Annotated in this window: 23 protein-coding genes and 1 tRNA gene; 16 read left to right on the top strand and 8 right to left on the bottom strand. The window is 64.9% G+C overall.

Annotated elements, in window-relative coordinates; translation table 11 throughout:
* Positions 1-69: 69 nt before the first annotated feature.
* Positions 70-993 (top strand): drug/metabolite exporter YedA, encoded by a 924-nt coding sequence (gene yedA / locus BLQ28_RS05530; RefSeq protein ID WP_093237511.1) that lies wholly within the window; start codon positions 70-72, stop codon positions 991-993.
* 19 nt (positions 994-1012) lie between these two features.
* On the opposite strand, the gene BLQ28_RS05535 is transcribed toward yedA, so the two are convergent.
* From BLQ28_RS05535 to BLQ28_RS05550, 4 genes are all read right to left on the bottom strand, one after another.
* Complete coding sequence (locus tag BLQ28_RS05535) at positions 1013-1651, bottom strand: LysE family translocator (protein ID WP_093237512.1); 639 nt, start codon at positions 1649-1651, stop codon at positions 1013-1015.
* Entirely contained in the window at positions 1648-2277 is a 630-nt protein-coding gene (locus tag BLQ28_RS05540; protein ID WP_093237513.1) for an RnfABCDGE type electron transport complex subunit B, read from the bottom strand. Before BLQ28_RS05540 ends, BLQ28_RS05535 begins: the two co-directional genes overlap by 4 nt.
* A gap of 22 nt (positions 2278-2299) precedes the next feature.
* Positions 2300-3751, bottom strand: a complete 1452-nt coding sequence (locus BLQ28_RS05545) for a polyhydroxyalkanoate depolymerase (RefSeq protein ID WP_093237514.1) — start codon at positions 3749-3751, stop codon at positions 2300-2302.
* Between the two features lie 157 nt (positions 3752-3908).
* Positions 3909-5105, bottom strand: a complete 1197-nt coding sequence (locus BLQ28_RS05550) for an amino acid aminotransferase (protein ID WP_093237515.1) — start codon at positions 5103-5105, stop codon at positions 3909-3911.
* 105 nt (positions 5106-5210) lie between these two features.
* Here BLQ28_RS05550 and uvrB point away from each other — a divergent pair, with 105 nt between their 5' ends.
* From uvrB to BLQ28_RS05600, 10 genes are all read left to right on the top strand, one after another.
* Positions 5211-7328 carry an excinuclease ABC subunit UvrB gene (gene uvrB, locus BLQ28_RS05555; protein WP_093237516.1) on the top strand — a complete coding sequence of 706 codons (2118 nt, stop codon included), beginning with the start codon at positions 5211-5213 and terminating at the stop codon, positions 7326-7328.
* 232 nt (positions 7329-7560) lie between these two features.
* Entirely contained in the window at positions 7561-8097 is a 537-nt protein-coding gene (iscR, locus tag BLQ28_RS05560) for a Fe-S cluster assembly transcriptional regulator IscR (RefSeq protein ID WP_093237517.1), read from the top strand.
* A gap of 85 nt (positions 8098-8182) precedes the next feature.
* Positions 8183-9403, top strand: a complete 1221-nt coding sequence (locus tag BLQ28_RS05565) for an IscS subfamily cysteine desulfurase (protein ID WP_093237518.1) — start codon at positions 8183-8185, stop codon at positions 9401-9403.
* 50 nt (positions 9404-9453) lie between these two features.
* A complete protein-coding gene (gene iscU, locus BLQ28_RS05570) occupies positions 9454-9867 on the top strand; it encodes a Fe-S cluster assembly scaffold IscU (RefSeq protein WP_093237519.1) in 414 nt (137 codons plus the stop codon).
* A gap of 1 nt (position 9868) precedes the next feature.
* Entirely contained in the window at positions 9869-10192 is a 324-nt protein-coding gene (gene iscA, locus BLQ28_RS05575) for an iron-sulfur cluster assembly protein IscA (RefSeq protein ID WP_093237520.1), read from the top strand.
* A gap of 63 nt (positions 10193-10255) precedes the next feature.
* Positions 10256-10774: a Fe-S protein assembly co-chaperone HscB gene (hscB, locus tag BLQ28_RS05580; protein WP_093237748.1), complete on the top strand. Its 519-nt coding sequence runs from the start codon at positions 10256-10258 to the stop codon at positions 10772-10774.
* A gap of 4 nt (positions 10775-10778) precedes the next feature.
* Positions 10779-12638, top strand: a complete 1860-nt coding sequence (hscA, locus tag BLQ28_RS05585; RefSeq protein WP_093237521.1) for a Fe-S protein assembly chaperone HscA — start codon at positions 10779-10781, stop codon at positions 12636-12638.
* A 9-nt stretch (positions 12639-12647) separates the two neighbouring features.
* Complete coding sequence (gene fdx / locus BLQ28_RS05590) at positions 12648-12986, top strand: ISC system 2Fe-2S type ferredoxin (RefSeq protein ID WP_093237522.1); 339 nt, start codon at positions 12648-12650, stop codon at positions 12984-12986.
* Entirely contained in the window at positions 12986-13693 is a 708-nt protein-coding gene (gene dnaQ, locus BLQ28_RS05595) for a DNA polymerase III subunit epsilon (protein WP_093237523.1), read from the top strand. The genes fdx and dnaQ overlap by 1 nt, the downstream gene beginning before the upstream one ends.
* 75 nt (positions 13694-13768) lie before the next feature.
* Positions 13769-13843 (top strand) — tRNA-Val (locus tag BLQ28_RS05600).
* A gap of 67 nt (positions 13844-13910) precedes the next feature.
* On the opposite strand, the gene BLQ28_RS05605 is transcribed toward BLQ28_RS05600, so the two are convergent.
* Together BLQ28_RS05605 and BLQ28_RS05610 are read right to left on the bottom strand one after the other, a co-directional pair.
* On the bottom strand, positions 13911-14288 hold the full coding sequence (locus BLQ28_RS05605) for a hypothetical protein (RefSeq protein WP_256327176.1): 378 nt from the start codon (positions 14286-14288) through the stop codon (positions 13911-13913).
* Positions 14279-14881, bottom strand: coding sequence for a peptidoglycan recognition protein family protein (locus BLQ28_RS05610; protein WP_093237524.1), 603 nt, complete (start codon positions 14879-14881; stop codon positions 14279-14281). The genes BLQ28_RS05605 and BLQ28_RS05610 overlap by 10 nt, the downstream gene beginning before the upstream one ends.
* A gap of 294 nt (positions 14882-15175) precedes the next feature.
* On the opposite strand from BLQ28_RS05610, the gene BLQ28_RS05615 reads away from it, so the two are divergent.
* From BLQ28_RS05615 to BLQ28_RS05630, 4 genes are all read left to right on the top strand, one after another.
* On the top strand, positions 15176-15298 hold the full coding sequence (locus BLQ28_RS05615; protein ID WP_093237525.1) for a stereocilin: 123 nt from the start codon (positions 15176-15178) through the stop codon (positions 15296-15298).
* A gap of 32 nt (positions 15299-15330) precedes the next feature.
* Positions 15331-16434, top strand: a complete 1104-nt coding sequence (locus tag BLQ28_RS05620) for an NAD(P)/FAD-dependent oxidoreductase (protein WP_093237526.1) — start codon at positions 15331-15333, stop codon at positions 16432-16434.
* 161 nt (positions 16435-16595) lie between these two features.
* Entirely contained in the window at positions 16596-16892 is a 297-nt protein-coding gene (locus BLQ28_RS05625; RefSeq protein WP_093237527.1) for a glycine zipper domain-containing protein, read from the top strand.
* A gap of 63 nt (positions 16893-16955) precedes the next feature.
* On the top strand, positions 16956-17666 hold the full coding sequence (locus BLQ28_RS05630; protein ID WP_093237528.1) for a phage holin family protein: 711 nt from the start codon (positions 16956-16958) through the stop codon (positions 17664-17666).
* Positions 17667-17673: 7 nt separating this feature from the next.
* Here BLQ28_RS05630 and BLQ28_RS05635 read toward each other — a convergent pair whose 3' ends face one another.
* Positions 17674-18753 carry a quinone-dependent dihydroorotate dehydrogenase gene (locus BLQ28_RS05635; protein WP_093237529.1) on the bottom strand — a complete coding sequence of 360 codons (1080 nt, stop codon included), beginning with the start codon at positions 18751-18753 and terminating at the stop codon, positions 17674-17676.
* Between the two features lie 40 nt (positions 18754-18793).
* On the opposite strand from BLQ28_RS05635, the gene rpiA reads away from it, so the two are divergent.
* Positions 18794-19516: a ribose-5-phosphate isomerase RpiA gene (rpiA, locus tag BLQ28_RS05640; protein WP_093237530.1), complete on the top strand. Its 723-nt coding sequence runs from the start codon at positions 18794-18796 to the stop codon at positions 19514-19516.
* 19 nt (positions 19517-19535) lie between these two features.
* Here the strand turns inward: rpiA and BLQ28_RS05645 are convergent, their stop codons facing one another.
* Positions 19536-20180, bottom strand: coding sequence for a glutaredoxin family protein (locus tag BLQ28_RS05645; protein ID WP_093237531.1), 645 nt, complete (start codon positions 20178-20180; stop codon positions 19536-19538).
* Between the last annotated feature and the right edge of the window lie 28 nt (positions 20181-20208).

A 20208-nucleotide genomic window follows, 5' to 3' on the forward strand; every position in this document is an offset into this window, starting at 1 on the left:
TGCATGGCCGCCGAAAGGTCGCTTTCATACCATGAGCGGCATTCCACACAAGACAAAAACACTCCCGACATGTCGACACTCGCTACCCCTGCCCATGCCGGGCCCGCGTCCGCGCGCGGCGGTTTGCCGCCTCTGCTGTGGCTTTGCCTGGCGGCCACCTGGGTGGTCTGGGGCTCGACCTATCTCGCGATCAAGTACGCGCTGATCAGTTTTCCGCCGTTCCTGCAGATGGGGTCGCGCTTTCTCGTGGCGGGCGTGCTGCTTGCGGCGTGGATGCGCTGGCGGGGCGCGCCGTGGCCGACGCGCCTGCAGTGGCGCAATGCCCTGATCGTCGGGGCGCTGATGCTCGGCGGCGGCATGGGCGGCACGGCCCACGCCGAGGTGTCGATCGGCTCGGGGCTGGTGGTGGCTTTCATCGCCGTCATTCCGTTGCTGATCGCGCTGCTGAACCTGATCTGGGGCATCAGGCCGACGCGGCTCGAGGCGGCCGGCATTGCGTTGGGGCTGGTCGGCGTGCTGATGCTGACGCAGGGCAGCGGCTTCAAGTCGTCGCCCGAAGGGTTGATGGCGATCTGCGTGGCATGCGTCTGCTGGTCGCTCGGCAGCGTGCTGAGCCAGCGCAGCCTGCCGTTGGCGCCCGGCGCCATGGGCTTCGCGAGCGAGATGTTGTGCGGCGGCGTGGTGCTGATGGTGCTGGCCGCGGTGTCGGGCGAAACGATGGCCTGGCCGCCGCAGCCCGTGGCGGTGGCGGCGTGGATCTACCTCGTGGTGTTCGGCTCGCTGATTGCGTTCAACGCGTACATGGTGCTGCTCGCGCAGGCGCCGGCGGCACTGGCGGCGAGCTATACCTTCGTCAATCCGGTGATCGCGATGCTGCTGGGCGTGTGGATCGCCCACGAGGCGGTCTCGCGCTTCGAGTGGTACGCGGTGGGCGTCGTGCTGGCGGGGGTGCTGTTGCTGCTCTTCAAGCGAACGAAGAAGAGCGGCGCCTGAACACTCGCGGCGTTCAGGTTCAGGTGCCCGGCCGGCGCCAGAACGCCAGCGTGGCCGCCAGCAGCCACATGCCGACGGCGCAGCCGCGGTTCAGCGCCTTGAGACCCCGGCGCGAGAGCCAGCGCACGGCCTGCGTTCCGGCGGCTGCGTAGGCCAGCATCACGCAGGTGTCGAGCACCACGAAGATCGCGCCGAGCAGCAGGTACTGCGGGCCTTGCGGCTTCGCGATGTCGATGAACTGAGGCAGGAAGGCCGCGAAGAACAGCACTGTCTTCGGGTTCGACAGGGCCACCATCAGGCTGCGCATGAGCGCGACGCGGCCGTGCGGGCGAATCTCGATGCTGGACTTGGCCAGCGCGGCGCCGAGGTCGGTCGCCTCGCTGCGCCAGAGCTTGATGCCCAGCCAGACGAGGTAGACGACGCCGGCCACGCGGATCGCGTTGAAGAGCATTTCCGACGCCGCGAGCAGCGAGCCCAGCCCGAGCGCGACGACCGCGATCAGCGTGACGCTGCCGAGCGACGCGCCCGCAATGCCCCAGCTCGCGCGGCGCATGCCGCCGTCGATGCCGTTGGAGAGCGCCAGCAGCATCGTCGGCCCGGGGATCACGGCCAGCGCGAGCGAAGCGACGACGTAGATGAGCAGGGTGTCGAGGGTCATGGCTTGGTGGCGGGTGGGCGTTGGGAGGCGGCGCGGGCACGCGCCAGTGCGGCTTCGACGATGGAGCGCTTGCGCGTGTCGGCGTCTTGCGGGGCTGCGGCTTCGGGCGCCTTTGTCTCTTCGCTGGCCGCCGCCTTGCGGTGTGCGGCGTGGAGCTTGTAGCGTTGCAGCGCTGCTTCGGCCTGCGCTTGCGACCAGGCCTGCCAGCCGCTGTGGCCCGGCGTTTCGACTTCGAGCGAAATGCAGTCGACGGGGCAGACCGGAATGCACAGCTCGCAACCCGTGCAGTGCGCCTCGATCACGGTGTGCATGCGCTTGTTGATGCCGATGATGGCGTCGGTCGGGCAGGCATCGAGGCAGAGCGTGCAGCCGATGCACCAGGCTTCATCGATGACGGCCATGGCGCGCGGGCCTTCGGTGCCGAACTGGGGATCGAGAGGCAAGGGGGCGTGGCCCGTGAGCAGCGCGAGCCGCTCGATGCCTTCGGCACCGCCCGGTGGGCATTGGTTGATGCCCGCCTCGCCGGCGGCCACGGCCTGCGCGTAGCCAGCGCAATCCGGGTAACCGCACCGTGTGCACTGCGTTTGCGGCAGTGCGTCGTTGATGCGTGCGGCGAGCCCGTTCACTGGCGGTTGGCGTGCGCGCGTTTCAGCGCGCGGCGCGGGTGGCGGGCTTCTTGCGCGCCACGGCTTTCTTGGCGGGCGCGGCCGCGACGCTGGCCGCCTTGGCAGCCTTTGGCGCAGCGGTGCTCTTTCTTGCAGCAGCAGTGGCCGTCTTGCGTGCGGGCTTGACCGTGTCTTCGGCGGCCAGGCTTTCCCGCGTGCCGGCGCGGCTCTGCGGCTGGTCGTTGGCAGCGATGAACTTCACCAGCTTCGGGTAGACCAGTTCGCGCCAGCGGCGGCCGCTGAAGATGCCGTAGTGGCCCGCGCCCTTGACTTCGTAGTGCTCGCGCTTGGCGTCGGCGATGCCGGTGCACAGGCTGTGCGCGGCTTCGGTCTGGCCCGAGCCGGAGATGTCGTCAAGCTCGCCTTCGACGGTCAGCAGCGCGGCCGAGCGGATGTCTTGCGGACGCACGCGTTCGATCTGGCCATCGGGGTTCTTGACGTCCCAGGTGCCGTTGACCAGCTCGAACTGCTGGAACACGGTGCGGATCGTGTCGAGGTAGTAGTCGGCATCCATGTCGAGCACGGCGTTGTACTCGTCATAGAACTTGCGGTGGGCCTCGGCGCTGGCGTCGTCGCCTTTGATGAGGTCCTTGAAGTAGTCGTAGTGGCTGCTGGCGTGGCGGTCGGGGTTCATCGCCACGAAGCCGGTGTGCTGCAGGAAGCCGGGGTACACGCGGCGGCCTTCACCCGGGAAGCCCTGCGGCACGCGGTAGATCACGTTGTTCTCGAACCACTCGTAGCTCTTGTTCATCGCGAGGTTGTTGACCGCGGTGGGCGACTTGCGGGCGTCGATCGGGCCGCCCATCATCGTCAGCGTGAGCGGCAATTGCTCGCCGCGGCTGGCCATGAGCGACACGGCCGCCAGCACCGGCACCGTGGGCTGGCACACGCTGACCACGTGGCAGTTGCCGTACTCGGCCTGCAGCAGGCGGATGAACTCCTGCACGTAGTTGATGTAGTCGTCGAGGCGGAATTCGCCTTCGGACAGCGGCACCAGGCGCGCGTTCTTCCAGTCGGTGATGTAGACCTTGTGGTCTTGCAGCATGGTGCGCACGGTGTCGCGCAGCAGCGTGGCGTAGTGGCCCGACAGCGGCGCCACGATCAGCACCACGGGCTGGCTCTTGAGCGTCTTGAGGATGTGGGGCTCGTCGGTGAAGCGCTTGAAGCGACGCAGCTCGCAGAAGGGCTTGTCGAGCTCGATGGCTTCCTGGATCACGACGTCTTCGCCGTCGACCTTGACCGACTTGATGTTGAACTCGGGCTTCTCGTAGTCCTTGCCCAGGCGGTAGAGCAGGTCGTAGCCTGCGGCCATGCGCTGGGCCATCGGCAGTTGGCCCCACACGGCGCCCTGGCCGTAGAGCTTGGAGGCTGCCTGTGCGAAGTCCGAGAACGGCTCCATCAGGGAACGCTGGGCTTCGTAGAGTTGATAAAGCATCGCTGGTCTTGGAGTGGAATGTTGCGGTGCAATATATCAGCGCATTCGCTGCGGTGCAGGGGGCCTAACCCCTACATCGACCCCGCTGCGAGGGTCCTTCTTTGTGCAAGCGTGAAGGAATCGTCGCCGGGACGATTCCCTCACACTTTGCTGTCACCTAGATGACTTTGGCGATCGACGCGCAGACGTAGTCGATGTTCTTGCTGTTGAGCGCAGCCACGCACATGCGGCCGGTGTCGGTGCCGTACACGCCGAACTCGTTGCGCAGGCGAACCATCTGGTCCTTGCTCAGGCCCGAGTAGCTGAACATGCCGATCTGGGTGGTGATAAAGCTCATGTCTTCCTTCACGCCGGCGGCCTTGAGGCCGTCGACCAGCTTCTGGCGCATGGCCTTGATGCGCACGCGCATCTCGCCGAGTTCTTTTTCCCACAGGGCACGCAGCTCGGGGGTGCCGAGCACCGCGGCCACCACGGCGCCGCCGTGCGTGGGCGGGTTGCTGTAGTTGGTGCGAATGGCGATCTTGAGCTGCGACAGCACGCGACCGGCTTCTTCCTTGCTCTCGCACAGCACCGACAGGGCGCCGACGCGTTCGCCGTACAGGCTGAAGCTCTTCGAGAAAGAGGTCGAGACGAAGAAAGTCAGGCCGGCTTCGACGAACTTGGCGACGGCGGCGCCGTCTTCCTTCAGGCCGTAGCCGAAGCCCTGGTAGGCCATGTCGAGGAAGGGCACGAGGTTCTTGGCCTTGACGGTGGTAACCACCTGGTCCCATTGGGCCGCGGTGATGTCGTAGCCGGTCGGGTTGTGGCAGCAGGCGTGCAGCACGACGATGGTGCCGGCCGGCGCTGCGTTGAGTGCGGACAGCATGCCGTCGAAGTTGATGCCGCGCTTGGCGGCGTCGTAGTAGGGGTAGCTTTCGACCTCGAAGCCCGCGTTGGTGAACAGCGCGCGGTGGTTTTCCCAGCTCGGGTCGCTGATCAGGACCTTGGCGTTGGGGTTGAGCTTCTTCAGGAAGTCGGCGCCGACCTTCAGGCCGCCGGTGCCGCCGATGGCCTGGATGGTGGCGACGCGGCCCGATTGCACGGGTTCGCTGTCGGCGCCGAAAACCAGCACCTTGACGGCGTTGTCGTAGGCCACGATGCCATCGATGGGCAGGTAGCCGCGCGCGGTCGGCGCTTTCATCATGTTCTGTTCGGCGGCCTGCACGCACTGGAGCAGGGGCAGCTTGCCGTTGTCGTCGTAATAGACGCCGACGCCGAGATTGACCTTGTTGGGGTTGGTATCGGCTGCAAATTGCTCGTTGAGGCCGAGGATCGGGTCGCGCGGTGCCATTTCGACCGCGGTGAACATAGACATGGAAAGGTCCTTTGGGATGAAAGCTTCGCTGGCAACCGGACTTGCGCTACGCTTTCCGGTTGCCTTGAATTTTACCGGCGCCATCGCCACCTGTCGGGAACAGCCATGCCAGAGAACAACGAAGCCATAGCAGACCTGAAGAAACTGGACCCGATCGGGCCGGCGAAACAGGGCGAATTCATCCGCTACCCAGACTCGCCTTTCGAGCTTTTCCAGCCCTATCCGCCGGCTGGGGACCAGCCCAAAGCCATCGAAGGGCTGGTCGAAGGCGTGCTCGACGGCGAGGTGTTCCAGACGCTGCTGGGCGTGACCGGCTCGGGCAAGACCTTCACCATGGCCAATGTGATTGCACGGCTGGGCCGACCGGCCATCGTGTTCGCGCCCAACAAGACGCTGGCGGCGCAGCTGTACAGCGAGTTTCGCGAGTTCTTCCCGAAGAACGCGGTCGAGTACTTCGTGAGCTACTACGACTACTACCAGCCCGAGGCCTACGTGCCCCAGCGCGACCTGTTCATCGAGAAAGACTCGTCGATCAACGAGCACATCGAGCAGATGCGGCTGTCGGCCACCAAGAGCGTGCTGGAGCGGCGCGACACGGTCATCGTGGGCACGGTGAGCGCCATCTACGGCATCGGCACGCCCGAGGACTACATGGAGATGCGGCTGATTGCCCGCGTGGGCGACAAGGTCGGCCAGCGCGACCTGATCTCGCGGCTGATCCGCATGCAGTACACGCGCAACGAACAGGATTTTGCGCGGGGCACTTTCCGGGTGCGCGGCGACACCATCGACGTGTTTCCGGCCGAGCACAGCGAGCTGGCGATCCGCTTCGAGCTGTTCGACGACGAGATCGAGTCGCTGCAGCTCTTCGATCCGCTGACCGGACGTGTCCGGCAGAAGGTGCCGCGCTTCACGGTGTACCCGTCGAGCCACTACGTCACGCCGCGCGACAAGGTGATGGCCGCCGTGGAAACCATCAAGACCGAGCTGGACGAGCGGCTCAAGGAACTGGTGGGCGCGGGCAAGCTGGTCGAGGCGCAGCGCCTGGAGCAGCGCACCCGCTTCGACCTCGAAATGCTCGCTGAGATCGGTCATTGCAAGGGCATCGAGAACTACACGCGCCATCTTTCCGGTGCCGCGCCCGGCGATCCGCCGGCCACGCTGACCGACTACCTGCCGAAGGACGCGCTGATGTTCCTCGACGAGAGCCATCAGATGATCGGCCAGCTCAACGCCATGTACAGCGGCGACCGGGCGCGCAAGACGACGCTGGTCGAATACGGCTTTCGCCTGCCGAGCGCGCTGGACAACCGGCCGCTCAAGTTCGAGGAGTTCGAGACGCGCATGCGCCAGTGCATCTTCGTCTCGGCGACGCCGGCGCAGTACGAGAAGGACCACGCAGGCAATGTCGTCGAGCAACTGGTGCGGCCGACCGGCCTGATCGACCCCGAGGTCGAAGTGCGGCCCGCCACCCATCAGGTGGACGATGTGCTGGGGGAGATCCGCATTCGGGTCGACAAGGGCGAGCGCGTGCTGATCACCACGCTGACCAAGCGCATGGCCGAGCAGCTGACCGATTACCTGGGCGACAACGGCGTGAAGGTGCGCTACCTGCACAGCGACGTCGACACGGTCGAGCGGGTGGAGATCTTGCGCGACCTGCGGCTGGGCACGTTCGACGTGCTGGTGGGCATCAACCTGCTGCGCGAGGGGCTGGACATTCCGGAGGTGTCGCTGGTGGCGATCCTCGACGCGGACAAGGAAGGCTTCCTGCGCGCGGAGCGATCGCTGATCCAGACCATCGGCCGTGCGGCCCGGAACCTCAACGGCAAGGCCATCCTCTATGCGGACAAGATGACCGATTCGATGAAGGTGGCCATCGGAGAGACCGAGCGCCGGCGCACGAAGCAGATTGCCTACAACGAGGCCCACGGCATCACGCCGCGCAGCATCGTCAAGCAGGTGCGCGACATGATCGACGGGGTCTACAGCGAGAAGACCGGCAAGGAAATGGCCAAGCTCGACCTGGAACGCGCCAAGGTCGAAGACATGAGCGAGAAGGACATCGCCCGGGAAATCAAGCGGCTCGAGAAGCTCATGCTCGAACACGCGCGCAACCTCGAGTTCGAGAAGGCGGCACGGGTGCGCGACCAGCTGGCGCTGCTGCGGGAGCAGGCTTTTGGCGGCTCTGGAAGCGACAACATCGCGGTTTTGCCGCAGTAAGTCAGAGGTTCGCGTTCTTCAAGCGATCCGCGCTGGGGTTTACCCGAGCAGACCTGAAGGTCTTCTGTTATACTTGAGCGAAATACTCAAGAACAAAAAAGAACTTCGCGATGAAGGACCGACTCCTACCGGCTGGTTCACCAGCAGCAGGGGTCGGGCAGGGCGGAGACGAAGTCACCGCGGTCCAGGGCCACGGTGTCATTTCAACGGTAAGCACTTGAAGGAGCTTGCGATGCGTCTCACTACCAAAGGCCGTTTTGCGGTCACAGCAATGATCGATCTGGCGTTGCGTCAGAACACCGGTCCGGTCACGCTGGCTGCGATCAGCCAGCGGCAGCAGATTTCGTTGTCGTATCTCGAGCAACTGTTCGGGAAGCTGCGTCGCCACGAGCTGGTCGAATCGACACGCGGCCCCGGCGGCGGCTACAGCCTCGGCCGCAAGGCTGCGGACATCACCGTGGCCGACATCATCGTGTCCGTTGACGAACCCATCGACGCCACGCAATGCGGCGGCAAGGAAAACTGCCTCGGCGAAGCCGGCCGTTGCATGACGCACGAGCTTTGGGCCTCGCTGAACCAGCGCATGGTCGAGTTTCTTGATTCCGTCACGTTGCAAAAGCTGGTCGACGACCAGATCGCCAAGGGCGTGCAGATCGAGAACAAGCCGGTCGTCAAGCGCGCGATCTCGGCGCAGCCGGTGGTCAAGCCGATTCGCGTGAATGCGCCGAATTCGGTGTTTGCCCTCGGCAACGTGTTCGCCAAGTCCTGAGTGTCCTGAGTTTTGACCGCGCCTTCGGGCGCCGTCACGAGCAGCCCAGATTAAAAAACAACCCCCACGCCAGCACGAGCCAGCCATGGACGTAACTCCTCATTTTCCGATCTACCTCGATTACGGCGCGACCACGCCGGTCGACCCGCGTGTGGTCGACGCCATGATTCCCTGGTTGCGCGAGCACTTCGGCAACCCGGCGTCGCGCAGCCACGCCTGGGGCTGGGAAGCGGAAGAGGCGGTCGAGAAGGCTCGCGGCCAGGTGGCCGACCTGATCAATGCAGACCCCCGCGAAATCGTCTGGACCTCGGGTGCGACCGAGTCCATCAATCTCGCGCTCAAGGGTGCTGCCCAGTTCTACAAGGGCAAGGGCAAGCACCTGATCACCCTGAAGACCGAGCACAAGGCTGTGCTCGACACCATGCGCGAACTGGAGCGCCAGGGCTTTGAAGTCACCTATCTCGACGTCGAGGAAAACGGCCTCGTCGATCTCGAGAAATTCAAGGCGGCCATTCGCCCCGACACGATCCTGGCCAGCGTGCTCTTCGTGAACAACGAAATCGGCGTGATCCAGGACGTGGTCGCGCTGGGCAATGCCTGCCGCGAAAAGGGCGTCATCTTCCACGTCGACTCGGCCCAGGCCACTGGCAAGGTCGACATCGACATCACGAAGCTGCCCATCGACCTGATGAGCCTTGCTTCGCACAAGACCTACGGTCCCAAGGGCATCGGTGCGCTGTATGTGCGTCGCAAGCCGCGCATTCGCCTCGAAGCGCAAATGCACGGCGGTGGCCACGAACGCGGCATGCGCTCGGGCACCTTGCCCACGCACCAGATCGTGGGCATGGGCGAGGCCTATCGCATCGCCAAGCTCGAGATGAAGGACGACATCGCACACGCGCGCCGCCTGCAGAAGCGTCTGCTCGATGGCCTGAAGGATGTCGAGCAGGTGTTCATCAACGGCGACCTCGAACACCGTGTGCCGCACAACCTGAACATGAGCTTCAACTACGTCGAAGGCGAGTCGCTGATCATGGGCATCAAGGGCTTGGCGGTGTCGTCGGGTTCGGCCTGCACCTCGGCCAGCCTGGAGCCCAGCTATGTGCTGCGCGCCCTGGGCCGCAGCGACGAGTTGGCCCACAGCAGCCTGCGCATGACCATCGGCCGTTTCACGACCGAAGAAGAAATCGACTACGCCATTTCGACCATCAAGCACAACGTCGCGAAGCTGCGCGAGCTGAGCCCCCTGTGGGAGATGTTCCAGGACGGCGTCGACATCAGCACGATCCAGTGGTCGGCCCACTGACGCAGGTCCGCCCAGCGCTCCACGATTGAACAAAGTTTGAGAGGTACACCATGGCATATTCATCCAAGGTCATCGACCACTACGAAAATCCACGCAACGTCGGCTCCTTCGAAAAGGGCGACGACACGGTGGGCACCGGCATGGTCGGCGCACCGGCCTGCGGCGACGTCATGAAGCTGCAGATCAAGGTCAACCCCGAAACCGGCGTGATCGAAGACGCACGCTTCAAGACCTACGGCTGCGGCTCCGCCATCGCCTCGTCCTCGCTCGTGACCGAGTGGGTCAAGGGCAAGACGCTCGACGAAGCCGCTGCGCTCAAGAACGCGCAGATCGCCGAAGAGCTGGCATTGCCGCCGGTCAAGATCCACTGCTCCATCCTGGCCGAAGACGCCATCAAGGCCGCAGTGAGCGACTACAAGGCCAAGCACGGCGTCAAAGCCGACCAAGCGGAAGCCGTCCACTGACATGGCCGTCACGCTGACCGAAGCCGCTGCGCGACACGTCACCCGCTACCTCGGCAAGCGAGGCAAGGGCGTGGGTGTGCGGCTGGGCGTGAAGACCACCGGCTGCTCCGGCCTTGCCTACAAGCTCGAGTACGTCGACGAGCTCACGCCTGAAGACGTGGTGTTCGAAGACCACGGCGTGAAGGTGCTGGTCGACCCGAAGAGCCTGGCCTACATCGACGGCACGCAGCTCGACTTCGTGCGCGAAGGCCTGAACGAGGGCTTCAAGTTCATCAACCCGAACGAGCGCGACCGTTGCGGCTGCGGGGAAAGCTTTCGCATCTGATGCGCCGTCGCTGATTGCGACCACAGCCGCCACCATGTCATGTGCTGGCGGTTTTTTCTTGCCATGAATCTCAACGACACCGACTTCCAACTGTTTGCCGTTCCTGCCACTTTCGCGCAGGACCGCGCCGTGCTCGACGCCCGGTGGAAAGAACTGCAGCGCGAGGCGCACCCCGACCGTTTTGCCGCGCAAGGGGCTGCGGCGCAACGCGTGGCCATGCAGTGGTCGGTGCGCATCAACGAGGCGTACCAGCGGCTCAAGGACCCGGTGCGACGCGCAAGCTACATCTGCGGGCTGCACGACGCCCCCGTGAACGCCGAGAACAACACGGCGATGCCGCCCGACTTCCTGATGCAGCAGATGGAGTGGCGCGAGGCGCTCGACGATGTCGACGGTGCCGATGCGCTCGACAAGCTGCAAGCCGAGGTCGAGGCTGCGCGCGCACGCGCGCTTTCGTCGCTGGATTGGCTGATCGACGAAAAGGGCGACTACCCCGCCGCCGCACAGCAGGTGAGAGCCCTCATGTTCATTGAGCGCTTCGGACAGGACGTCGAAGCCAAATTCGATCAGTTGGGACAATAACGGCATGGCTCTTCTTCAGATTTCCGAACCCGGCCAGGCGCCCGATCCGCATCAGCGCCGCATCGCCGTGGGCATCGACCTTGGCACCACGCACTCGCTGGTGGCCTCGGTGCGCAATGGCGTGGCCGAATGCCTGCCCGACGATCAGGGCCGCGTGCTGCTGCCCTCGGCCGTACGCTACCTGGACGGCGACCGTCGGCAGATCGGCTTCGACGCGGTTGCCGCACGCGCGCAGGACCCGACCAACACCATCACTTCCGTCAAGCGGCTCATGGGGCGCGGACTCGCCGACATCGCGAACCGCGAAGCGATGTCCTATCGCATCGAGGGCAGCGATGGCGGCATGGTGAAGGTGCAGACCCAGGCTGGCGAAAAGTCGCCTGTCGAGATCAGTGCCGAGATCCTGGCGACGCTGCGCTATCGGGCCGAAGACACCTTCGACGATGAGCTCTATGGCGCGGTCATCACCGTGCCGGCCTACTTCGACGAAGGCCAGCGCCAGGCCACCAAGGATGCCGCGCAACTCGCCGGACTCAATGTGCTGCGCCTGATCAGCGAACCCACGGCCGCGGCCATTGCCTACGGCCTGGACAACGCGAGCGAGGGCGTCTACGCCGTCTACGACCTCGGTGGCGGCACCTTCGACATCTCGATCCTGCGGCTTGCGCAGGGCGTGTTCGAGGTGATTGCGACGGGCGGCGACTCGGCGCTCGGCGGCGACGACTACGACCATGCGCTTGCCGACTTCGTGCTGGCCCAAGCCGGGCTGCAGGCCCACAGCGACAACGACAAGGCCGCCATGCTGGTGGCCGCCCGCGCCGCGAAGGAAGCGTTGACCGATTCGAATTCGATCGCCTTCCGCGCGGATGTGGCGAACACCACCGTCCAGTTCGACCTGACGCGCGAGCATTTCGACGCGGCCACGAAGCCGCTCACCGACCGCACCATCGCCGCCGTGCGCAAGGCGCTGCGCGATGCAAAGCTCAAGCCGGACGACCTGCAAGGCATCGTGCTGGTCGGCGGTTCCACGCGCATGCCGCAGGTCCGCCGTGCCGTGGCCGATTTCTTCGGCCGTGAACCGCTGGTCAACCTGAATCCCGACGAAGTCGTGGCGCTGGGCGCAGCGATCCAGGCCAATCAACTGGCCGGCAACAACGGCGCGGGCGAACTGCTGCTGCTCGATGTGATTCCGCTGTCGCTGGGCATCGAAACCATGGGCGGCCTGGTCGAGCGCATCGTGCCGCGCAACCAGACCATCCCCACGGCGATGGCGCAGGACTTCACGACCTACCAGGACGGCCAGACCGCTCTTGCACTGCACGTGGTGCAGGGCGAGCGCGACCTGGTGGCCGATTGCCGCAGCCTCGCGCGCTTCACGCTGCGTGGCATTCCGCCGATGGCGGCAGGTGCGGCACGCATTCGCGTGACCTTCACTGTCGACGCCGATGGCCTGTTGAGCGTCAGTGCCAAGGAGCAGGGCAGCGGCGTCGAGGCCAGCGTTGCAGTCAAGCCGTCGTACGGTCTCTCTGACGAGCAGATCGCGACCATGCTGCAAGAGAGCTTCTCCACTGCGCAGCAGGACATTCAGGCTCGCGCACTGGTGGAAGCACGGGTCGATGCAGACCGCATGCTGCTCGCCACGCAAAGCGCGCTGAATGCCGATGGCGACCTGCTGAACGACAGCGAGCGCGCGTTGATCGACGCCTCGATGGTGAAGCTGCGCGAAGCCGCCAAAGGCAATGAAGCCGCGGTCATCGAAGCCGTCACGAAGGCCCTGGCCAATGACACCGAGGCCTTCGCCGCCCAGCGCATGAACGCAGGCATTGCGCGTGCGCTGGCTGGCCGCAAGGTCGAATCTCTCTAGAACAACAACATGCCCACGATCAAGATCTACCCGCACCCCGAGTACTGCCCGCAAGGCGCCGAGATCACCGCGCCCGCCGGTACCTCGATCTGCGAAGCGCTGCTCGACAACCACATCAACATCGAGCATGCCTGCGAGATGAGCTGTGCCTGCACCACCTGCCACGTCATCGTGCGTGAAGGCTTCAATTCGCTCAACGAAGCGGAAGAAGGCGAAGAAGACCTGCTCGACCGCGCATGGGGCCTGGAGCCGCAATCGCGGCTGAGTTGCCAAGCGATCCTGGCGCAGGAGAATGTGACGATCGAGATTCCCAAGTACTCGATCAACCACGCAAAGGAAAATCACTGATGTCGCGCCAGATCGTCCTCGATACCGAAACCACCGGGCTCTCAGCCGAGAACGGCGACCGCGTCATCGAGCTTGGCTGCGTCGAACTGTTTGCCCGCAAGCTCACGGGCAATGATCTGCACATCTACTTCAACCCCGAGCGCGAGAGCCATGAAGACGCCCTCAAGGTGCACGGCCTGACGACCGACTTCCTGCGCGACAAGCCGAAGTTTGCGACGCTGGCCAACGACATCGTCGAGTACCTGCGCGGCGCCGAGCTGATCATCCACAACGCGGCCTTCGACGTCGGCTTCCTCAACAAGGAACTGGAGATGGCGGGGTTGCCACCGCTGCGCAGTTTCGTGAGCGAAGTGACCGACACGCTGGCCATGGCGAAGCTGGTGTACCCGGGCAAGCGCAATTCGCTCGATGCACTGTGCGACCGCTTCGGTGTCGATCGCTCGAACCGCACCTTCCACGGTGCCAAGCTCGACGCGCAACTGCTGGCCGACGTCTATATCAACCTGACGCGCGGACAGGATGCGCTGCTGATCGACGTGGCCTCGAACGAGCCCGCGCAGGGCACCACCGTGGTGGCAGTTGACCTGAGCCAGTTCGAGCTGCCGGTGATCCTCGCGGCCGAGCATGAACTGACCGCGCACGAGACCGTGCTGACGCAACTCGACAAATCAAGCAACGGCAAAACCTTGTTTCGCCAAAACGCGTAAAAAGCTGTGGCATAATCTGAGGCTTCGCAGAACGCGATACGTTTTCAAGACACTGCAGTCAAACAGCAGCGTCAAGGGCGGTTAGCTCAGGGGTAGAGCACAGCATTCACACTGCTGGGGTCGGAGGTTCGAAGCCTCCACCGCCCACCATACTTTTAAAAGCGACCTGGATTTCCAGGTCGCTTTTTTGTTTGGCCGTCTGGTCGAGACGACTGGGCTACTTGGCTCCGAACAGGTCGTTGCAGCTGTCGCACGCAAAGTACAGCTTCTGTTCCCCGCATTGAACCGAACCCGTCGCACCGGCGCGGATCTGCCAGTCGCACGACTTGCCCTGCCGGTTCAGCGTGCCCTCGACATAGCAGGGCGCGAGCTCGTAGTTGTCGTGCAAGGTCTTGTAGTCGACCTGCCGGGCTCGCGAGAAGAACTCCTGCGCCTTGCCATGGCTCTGCGGCACATCGGAGGTGCGGCAGTTGGCCGGTTCGTCGGAATGGAAGTCGGCCATGTAGATGTTCGTGAATGCGGCATCGGGTGCAGCGCAAGATGTCGCGAGCATCGCGGCCGCCATCAGCGCAACGACGCTGGCTCTCATTTCCATACCGCTGAACTCGCTTCGCCCGGATTTTTATAAGAGACCGTCGGATGCCGGTAGACGTCGGTCGATTTCAGGTTGAACTGCACATACAGCGCATCGATCAGCCACTGGAGCGATGTGTTCTGCGCTGCCGTCACAGCCTCGTAGGTCTTGTCGTCGATGTGCATGCCGACCAGCTCGATGCCGATGGCGTCGCTGTTCACTGGATAGCGGTCGGGATACGACTTGGCGCGTTCGTGTGCATCCAACGCGTTGATCTGGCTGGTCCAGGACATCGCTAGCATCTTGGCCATCGCGGCCGTGTCGCAACTGCTCTTGTTGACGGTCAGGCACTTCGACTTGATGAGCTTTCCGACGTGGTAGCAGCGCGCATAGACGCTGGCGGTCTGGTAGATCTGGCCGTTCTTGTCGATCAGGAAGTGGGCGCCGTTGCCGCCCACCTGGTAGCCGTTGAGACTGGCTTCGGCAGTCGACGAGTCGGTCTGGTGAACGACGATGGCCAGCACACTGGGAAGCGCGCCGTGTTCGATTCCGGACGAGCGCCGGAGGATCACCTTGGGATCGATCAGCATCCCGTTTGCATCGATGGTGGACATTTCTCTCCCTCAAGAAAACAAGGCTTGGCCGAGCGGTGGCAGCGCGTGAAAGTACAACACACCCACTGCGGATTTCAAAGCCGAAGGAAGTAGTACTGCGGGGAGGCATTTCGTGGGTCCTGCGTACGGTTGCGATGTCGTGATCGATGGCAATGCCCGTCTCTGCGGGCCTCTGTGATGGCACAAGGTGCTTTGACCAACGGAGCTGTCAGTGTGCGCTGACGGCGAGTGCAGCTTGGCGCTGGCGCAGACGTTGGTGCAGCGGCCTGCAACGGCAGGGAAAGGAGAGCGACCGTGGCCACCCATCCTGATCTTCCGACGCCCGTCACGCCGAACCTGCCCGTCGAGCCCGACGAAGGGTTGAGTCCGCCGCCCGACGAACCCACCGACCCCGAGTCACCACCCAGCGTGTCGTGATTCCAGCGCGCGAGCCGCGCTAAGCTCGCACGATGGATGAAATCGATTGCGCCGTCATCGGCGGTGGTGTGGTGGGTCTGGCAGTGGCGCGCGCATTGGCGCTTGCTGGCCGGGAAGTGCTGGTGCTCGAAACCGAAGGTGCCATCGGCACCGGGACCAGTTCGCGCAACAGCGAAGTGATTCACGCGGGCATCTACTACCCGCAGGGCTCTCTCAAGGCGAGGCTTTGCGTGGAGGGCAAGCAACTGCTGTACGCCTATGCGGCGGAGCGCGGCGTGCCGCATCAGCGTTGCGGCAAGCTCATCGTGGCGACTTCGGTTGAGCAGGCTGGTCAGCTCGACGCCATCCGGGCGAAGGCCGCGGCCAACGGCGTCGATGACCTGGTGCAGATCAGTGCCGGACAGACCATCGCGATGGAGCCGCAACTGCATTGCGTGGCGGCTCTGCACTCACCGAGCACCGGGATTGTCGACAGCCATGCGCTCATGCTCAGCCTCTTGGGCGACCTGGAGAACGCGGGCGGCATGCTGGCGCTGAAATCGCCCATCACGCGTGCGGAATGCGGGAGCGGCGCCATCGTATTGATCGCGGAAGACGGCACCACGCTGCGCTGCCGCAGCGTCGTCAATGCAGCGGGGCTTGGCGCGCCCGCGCTGGCCCGGCGTTTCGAAGGCCTGTCACCCACGGCGGTTCCAACGGAGTATTTCGCCAAGGGCAATTACTTCACCTTGTCGGGCAAGGCACCTTTTGGTCGCCTTATCTACCCCGTGCCCGAGCCGGGCGGCCTGGGGGTGCATCTGACCGTCGACCTGGGCGGGCAAGCCAAGTTCGGACCCGATGTGCAATGGGTCGCTTCCGCCGACGACCTGGTGGTGGACCCGGCGCGCGGCGAAGGCTTCTACGCCGAGGTGCGAAAGTACTGGCCCGCCTTGCCCGACGGCGCTTTGATCCCGGGTTATGCGGGCATGCGGCCCAAGATTTCCGGCCCCGGCGAACCGGCCGCCGACTTCGTGATCGACGGACCCGAGACGCATGGTGTGCCGGGGTTGGTGAACCTCTTCGGCATCGAATCCCCAGGCCTCACGAGCAGCCTTGCCATCGGCCGCCAAGTGGCCGCCATGCTGGCCGAAGCTTGAACCAGCAGGGCGCATTGAAGGGCCCCAGCGTGCGATCACGGGCACAAGTCCGCACATCTGTCGCGCATGAGGGGCTTTCGAGCCTGTAACATGACAGCACGCCATATGCTGGCGTGAAGCCGCCGGCGCGGTGCCGGTGTCATCACGGAGGAAAGATTCCAATGAGTGCATCCCAAAATCTTGAAGCAGCAGCCGAAGACATCGCAAGCGACGTGCGCGGCGTGCTGGCCAGCAAGGACCTGGATTCGGTTCCCCACATCAAGGCGCTTCGCCAACGCATCGACACCAAGCTCGCCATCGCGCGCGAGCTCGCCGCCGAAAAAAGCAAGCTCGCAGCCAAGAAGGCGCGCGACGCGGCCTCCGCCACCAACGCCTACGCACACGACGAACCATGGCAGATCGCTGGCGCCGCACTGGCGGTCGGCGTGCTGGTGGGCCTGTTGCTTGGCCGCCGCTGATCACCTGAGCGCGCACTGCGGCATCGTCCCGCCGGCCTGCCGGCGTACTGACGGAGCCAGCCCATGAGGCTACGGTCCTTGTTCGGACTCGATGCCCGGATTCGCCGGCTGCGCATTGCCGCCGCCGAAGGCGCTCTGGCGGCCGAAGACCGGGTGCAGCTGCTGCGCATGACCTGGGAAGACGAGAAGCAGCGTCTGAAGCTGATGCTCGTGTTCGTGGTCGCCGTGCTGGGCCTGACCACGGTGGCTGTGGCCCTGCTGTCGATGGCGGTGGTGGTGCACTTCTGGGACACGCCGTATCGCGCCACGGCCGCTTGGTGGGTGGCCGGTGTGTGGGTTGCGCTCTGGCTTGCTGCGGCCATCGGCCTGCTGCTGACCTTGCGCAACGCGTCCAGCAACTTCATTCCGACGCGCCATGAGTTCGAGCGCGACTGGGCCTGGGTGCAGGACCGTTTCGGCCTTGGCAAAGACCCGGAACAGCACGAAGACGAGCCACGTCCCCCGCGGCCGGCCACGCGCGAAGAACTGTTGGCGCGCATGGACCGACAGCGCGAGCGCATCGCAACGATGCAGGGCGGTCGCGAGACCCAGCCCGCAAGCGCCGCTGCCGAACCTCCGCCCAATGAAACAGCGGCTGCTGCAGCATTGCGGATCGCAAAGGCGCATCCCGTGGCCACTGGCGTGGTCGCGGCAGCCGCCGTCGTGGTGATCCGCCCCAAGCGCCTGCTGCGCTGGGCCGCAGTCATTGCGCCGATTCTCTGGCGCATGCGCTGAAAAAGCCTCAGGCCTTGCTGCGGTCCCGCAGCAGCGCCTGAGCCGCTTCGCGGACCAACCCGGGGCCGCGATAGATCAACCCCGTATAGATCTGCACCACATCCGCGCCGGCCGCGATCTTGGCCTTTGCATCGGCTGCACTCAGGATGCCTCCGACCCCGATGATCGGGAAATCCTTCCCCAGCGCCGCGCGCAATTGCGCAATGACCCGGTTGCTGGCTTCGCGCACCGGCGCTCCCGACAGTCCGCCCGCTTCCTCTGCGTGAGGCAGGCCGGCGACCGCATCGCGCGCGAGCGTGGTGTTGGTGGCGATCACGCCATCCATGGCGTGCCGCTTCAGGGTGGCGGCAATGACCGCGACCTGGGCTTCATCGAGATCGGGCGCGATTTTCACGAACAGCGGCGAGCGCTTGTTGTGGCGTGCCGCCAGCGTTTCGCGTCGCTCGGCCACCGCGCCCAGCAGCGCATCGAGCGCCTCGTCGCTCTGCAGAGATCGCAGGTTGGCGGTATTGGGGCTCGAAATGTTGATCGTCACGTAGTCGGCATGCGGGTACACGCCGTCGAGGCAGGCCAGGTAGTCGTCCACCGCGCGCTCGATCGGCGTGGCGGCGTTCTTGCCGATGTTCAAGCCCAGCAGCATGGGTGCCTTCGCACCACCGCTGGCCTTGCGGAAGCGCGCTTTCTGCACGTTCGCAAGAAAGGCGTCCAGCCCCTCGTTGTTGAAGCCGAGCCGGTTGATCAGCGCGTCGCGCTGCGGCAGGCGGAACATGCGCGGCTTGGGGTTGCCGGGCTGCGCCTTCGGCGTCACCGTGCCGACTTCGACAAAGCCGAAACCCATGGCCGAGAAGGCGTCGATGCAGCGCGCGTTCTTGTCGAGGCCGGCCGCCAGGCCCACGCGGTTCGGAAAAGTCAGCCCGGCGAGCTGGATGGGGTCGTCGACGCGTGGCGCGGAATACGCGCAGGCCAGAGGCGTGTTCTGCGTGCGCGCCAGTCCGTCGAGCGTCAGTTCATGGGCGTGTTCGGGGTCGAAACCAAAGAGGAAAGGGCGGGCCAGGCCGTAGAGCGAGGAGGGCATCAGCAGGGGCATCGGATAATTCTCGACTTCAATGAGCCAAGGATTCTCCGCGATGACCGCACCCGCCTCCCCATCTTCCGCTCCCGCAGCCTCCGCCCCGCTGTCCCAGGACGAACTCAAGGCCCAGGTCGGCCGTGCCGCGCTGGCCTATGTGGTCAAGGGCGAGATCGTCGGGGTCGGTACCGGCTCGACGGTCAACAAGTTCATCGACGCGCTGGCCACGATCAAGGACCAGATCAAGGGCGCCGTCTCCAGCTCGGTGGCCTCGACCGAGCGGCTGCGTGCGCTGGGCATTCCGGTGTTCGACAGCAACGAGGTGGAAGAACTGGCCGTCTACATCGATGGTGCCGACGAAATCGACCACCGGGGCTTCATGGTGAAGGGCGGTGGCGCGGCGCTCACGCGCGAGAAGATCGTTGCGGCGCAGTCGCGCAAGTTCGTCTGCATTGCCGACGAGTCCAAGCTTGTCGGTACGCTCGGCGCTTTCCCGCTGCCGGTCGAAGTGATTCCGATGGCCGCACAGCGCGTGATGCGCCAGTTCGCCAGCATGGGCGGCATTGCGCAGGTGCGCGAGAAGGACGGCTTGCCCCTGGTGACCGACAACGGCCAGCACATCGTCGACGTGACCGGCCTGCAGATCAGCGACCCGCTCGCCTTCGAATCCGAAGTGAGCCAATGGCCGGGCGTGGTGACAGTCGGTGTCTTCGCGCACCAGAAGGCCGACGTGTGCCTGCTCGGCACGGCCACGGGCGTGAAGACGATGCAGTTCGCCTGAAGAGGCGAACCGGGCAGGGTCAGAACTTGATGCCGGCCGGGTTGTTGGGGCTCGGCTCGCTCGATACCGGCGGCGGCGCGGGTTGCGCCGCCGGTGCCGTCGCCGCAGGGCGCGGTGCAGGCGCCGCCTGCTGGGCGATCAGCGGCCGGGCCGGCGCGTTGCGGTAGCCAGCGGGCAGGATGTTGCTCTTGGGATAGCCGGCCGCATCGAGGTACTTCGACCAGTCGCCGTCCGAGTAGCCCTTGAGCTGCTGCGATCCGATCGTGAGCAGCGGCAGCGCCGTCTGGCTGCTCATACGTTGCAGTGCCTCGACCTCTTCATTGCTCTTGATCGTGCGTTCCTCGAAGGGAATGCCTCGGGTGGTGAGCAGCGTGCGCGCTTCGCCGCAAGGGGCGCAGTCTTCGCTGCTGTACAGCGTGACCGGGTAGCGCTGCGCCACTTGTCGCAGTTCATACGGAAGCCCCGCATTGGCCGGTGAGCTGATGCCTCCTTGTGGCCCCGCCGCCTGCTCGGCGCTGGCCGAGGGGGCGCGGTCCGAGAAGGTGACCTTGCCGTTCTTGTCGACCTGTCGGTAGACCGGCTGTGCCATGGCGCTCGCAGCGATGAGCACAAGGGCGAGGCCGGCCAGGCGATGCAGCGGGAATTTGTAAGAGATCGGATACATCGCCCGAGTATCGCAAGCTTCAGCGCCG

It is taken from the genome of Variovorax sp. EL159, from assembly GCF_900100965.1.
Classification (GTDB): domain Bacteria; phylum Pseudomonadota; class Gammaproteobacteria; order Burkholderiales; family Burkholderiaceae_C; genus Variovorax.